Source organism: Micromonospora endophytica (genome assembly GCF_003236305.1).
Taxonomy (GTDB): Bacteria; Actinomycetota; Actinomycetes; order Mycobacteriales; family Micromonosporaceae; genus Micromonospora; species Micromonospora endophytica.
On record NZ_POTX01000410.1, the window covers coordinates 1 to 3,204 of the forward strand.

The following is a 3,204-nucleotide window of genomic DNA, read 5'->3' on the forward strand; positions in this document are numbered from 1 at the left end:
GCATGGGTGGGTGAGTGAGCGGGTGCGGAGGCTGGCGGAGTTGGTGTCCGGCGGCGGGGTGGTGGTGCTCAGTGGCGCGGGCCTGTCCACCGAGTCGGGCATTCCGGACTATCGGGGACCGAACGGGGTGGCGCGTCGGCACACGCCGATGACGTACCAAACCTTTGTCGGGGACGCGGCGGCGCGGCGGCGGTACTGGGCGCGTAGTCATGTGGGGTGGCGCACGATCGCGCGGGCGGCCCCCAACGACGGGCATCGTGCGGTGACCCGGCTGCAACGTGCCGGCCTGGTCGACGGGATCATCACGCAGAACGTCGACGGTCTGCACACGGTCGCCGGCGCCGGGCAGGTGGTGGAGTTGCATGGCCGCCTCGATGAGGTGCGGTGCCTGGACTGCGGTGTCGGCACGTCGCGGGAGCAGCTGCATCGGCGGTTGACCGAGGCCAACCCGGGTTTCGACGCGCGGGCGGTGGCGGTCAACCCCGACGGTGACGTCGACCTGGACGACGAGGTGGTGGCCGGGTTCCGGGTGGTGGATTGCGCGGCGTGTGGCACAGGGATGCTCAAACCGGACGTGGTGTTCTTCGGTGAGACGGTTCCGGTGGACCGGGTGGCGCGGTGTTTCTCGATGGTGGCGGCGGCTCGGCTGCTGCTGGTGCTGGGGTCGTCGTTGACGGTGATGTCGGGGCGGCGGTTCGTGCTGCGGGCGGCCCGCGACGGTGTCGCGGTGGCGATCGTCAACCAGGGTCCGACCCGCGGTGACGCGTACGCGGCTGTGACGGTGGACGCGCCGTTGGGGGTGCTGCTGCCGACCTTGGCGGACCGGTTGTGCCCGCTGGGTGCGGGGTCGCCGCAGCCGGTGGTGGGCTGAGCCTGGGGGATGACACGCGTGGGAAACAGGCACGCTGGTAGCGTTGACCATGCCGGTATCACCCACGTGGGAGAGACCGCCCGGAACCATCCGGGTCGGCGCCGAAGGGGCAAATCCTCCCCGGAACCTCTCAGGCAAAAGGACCGCGTCGGGGCAGGCACTGTGGAGCGCCCGCGGGTGTGACAGAGGGGGAGGGCCGACCTGTCGACCCGCCCCCGCAGGAGCGTCGCCCATGACCACCGCTGAGCAGTTCGCCGACCGTCACATCGGGCCCGGACCCGACGAGGAACGACGGATGTTGGACACCGTCGGGTACGCCTCGATCGACGAGTTGATGGACGCGGCGATTCCCGAGGTGATCCGCTGGCACGGCCGGTTGGATCTGCCGGCGCCGGCCGGTGAGCAGGAGGCCCTGGCCGAGTTGCGGGCCTTGGCGGCGCGGAACACCGTCGCCGTGTCGATGGTCGGGTTGGGGTATCACGGTACGCACACCCCGGCGGTGATCCGCCGTAACGTGCTGGAGAATCCGGCCTGGTACACGGCGTACACGCCGTATCAGCCGGAGATCAGTCAGGGGCGGCTGGAGGCGCTGCTGAACTTCCAGACGATGGTGTCGGACCTGACCGGTCTGGCCACGGCGAACGCGTCGATGCTGGACGAGGCCACCGCGGCGGCGGAGGCGATGACGTTGGCGCGGCGGGCGTCGAAGAGCAGCAGCCGGGTGTACGTGGTCGACGCGGACACGTTGCCGCAGACCATCGCGGTGATCCGTGGTCGGGCCGAGCCGCTGGGCATCGAGGTGCGGGTGCTCGACGTGGACGGGGAGCAGTTGCCGGAGCAGTTCTTCGGGTTGCACCTGCAGTATCCGGGGGCGGCCGGCACGGTACGTGATCATGCGCCGTTGGTGGTGGCGGCGCACGGGGTCGGTGCGTTGGTCACGGTGGCGGCGGACCTGTTGGCGTTGACGGTGCTGCGGCCGCCGGGTGAGGTGGGTGCCGACATCGCCGCCGGCACCACGCAGCGGTTCGGGGTGCCGATGGGCTTCGGTGGGCCGCACGCCGGTTATCTGGCGGTGCGGGCGGGCCTGGAGCGGATGTTGCCGGGCCGGTTGGTGGGGGTGTCGCGGGACGCGGCTGGTGACGCGGCATACCGGTTGGCGTTGCAGACCCGTGAGCAGCACATCCGGCGGGAGAAGGCGACGAGCAACATCTGCACCGCGCAGGTGCTGTTGGCGGTGATGGCCGGCATGTACGCGGTGTATCACGGCCCGGACGGGTTGCGGGCGATCGCGACGCGTACCCATGAGGCGGCGGTGCGGCTGGCCGCCGGGCTGCGGGCCGGTGGCGTCGAGGTGGCCGACGGGCCGTTCTTCGACACGGTGTGCGCCACGGTGCCGGGTCGGGCCGGGCAGGTGGTGGCGGCTGCGGCGGCCCGCGGGGTGAACCTGCGGCTGGTCGACGCCGACCGGGTCGGGATCAGCTGTGACGAGACCACCACCGACGCGCATCTGGTGGCGGTGTGGGCGGCGTTCGACGTGGCGCCGTTCGACGGCGAGGTCAGATGCGCGTTGCCGGCGGCGTTGGCGCGGACGTCTGATTTCCTGACCCACCCGGTGTTTCACCGGCACCGGTCGGAGACGGCGATGCTGCGTTACCTGCGGCGGTTGGCCGATGCCGACTACGCCCTGGACCGGGGCATGATTCCGCTCGGGTCGTGCACGATGAAGCTGAACGCCACCGCCGAGATGGAGCCGGTGAGCTGGCCCGAGTTCGCCGACGTGCATCCGTTCGCGCCGGCGGAGCAGACCGTCGGTTACCGGGAGTTGATCGGCCAGTTGGAGGGGTGGCTGGCGGAGGTGACCGGTTACGACGCGGTCAGTGTGCAGCCCAACGCCGGTTCGCAGGGTGAGTTGGCGGGGTTGCTGGCGATCCGGGCGTACCACCGCGGTCGGGGTGAGGGGCATCGGGACGTGTGTCTGATCCCGTCGTCGGCGCACGGCACCAACGCCGCCAGCGCGGTGATGGCGGGGATGCGGGTGGTGGTGGTCGGTTGTGACGCCGACGGCAACGTCGACCTGGTCGATCTGGACGCGAAGATCGAGAAGCATCGGGACGCCCTCGCGGCGATCATGGTGACGTATCCGTCGACGCACGGGGTGTACGAGACGGGTATCGCGTCGCTGTGCGCGAAGGTGCACGACGCCGGGGGGCAGGTGTACGTCGACGGGGCGAATCTCAACGCGCTTGTCGGGTTCGCCAAGCCGGGCCGGTTCGGCGCGGACGTGTCGCATCTGAACCTGCACAAGACGTTCTGCATTCCGCATGGTGGGGGTG

The 3,204-nt window shown here is 70.5% G+C and carries 2 protein-coding genes and 1 riboswitch; both genes read left to right on the forward strand.

From position 1 onward, the window contains the following. Positions 1-10 precede the first annotated feature (10 nt). Positions 11-871: an NAD-dependent protein deacetylase gene (locus tag C1I93_RS29865; protein WP_111246584.1), complete on the forward strand. Its 861-nt coding sequence runs from the start codon at positions 11-13 to the stop codon at positions 869-871. 57 nt (positions 872-928) lie between these two features. Next, positions 929-1,027: riboswitch (glycine riboswitch) on the forward strand. 76 nt (positions 1,028-1,103) lie between these two features. After that, the coding region (gene gcvP, locus C1I93_RS29870; RefSeq protein ID WP_111246585.1) for an aminomethyl-transferring glycine dehydrogenase at positions 1,104-3,204 on the forward strand (2,101 nt) is incomplete at its 3' end.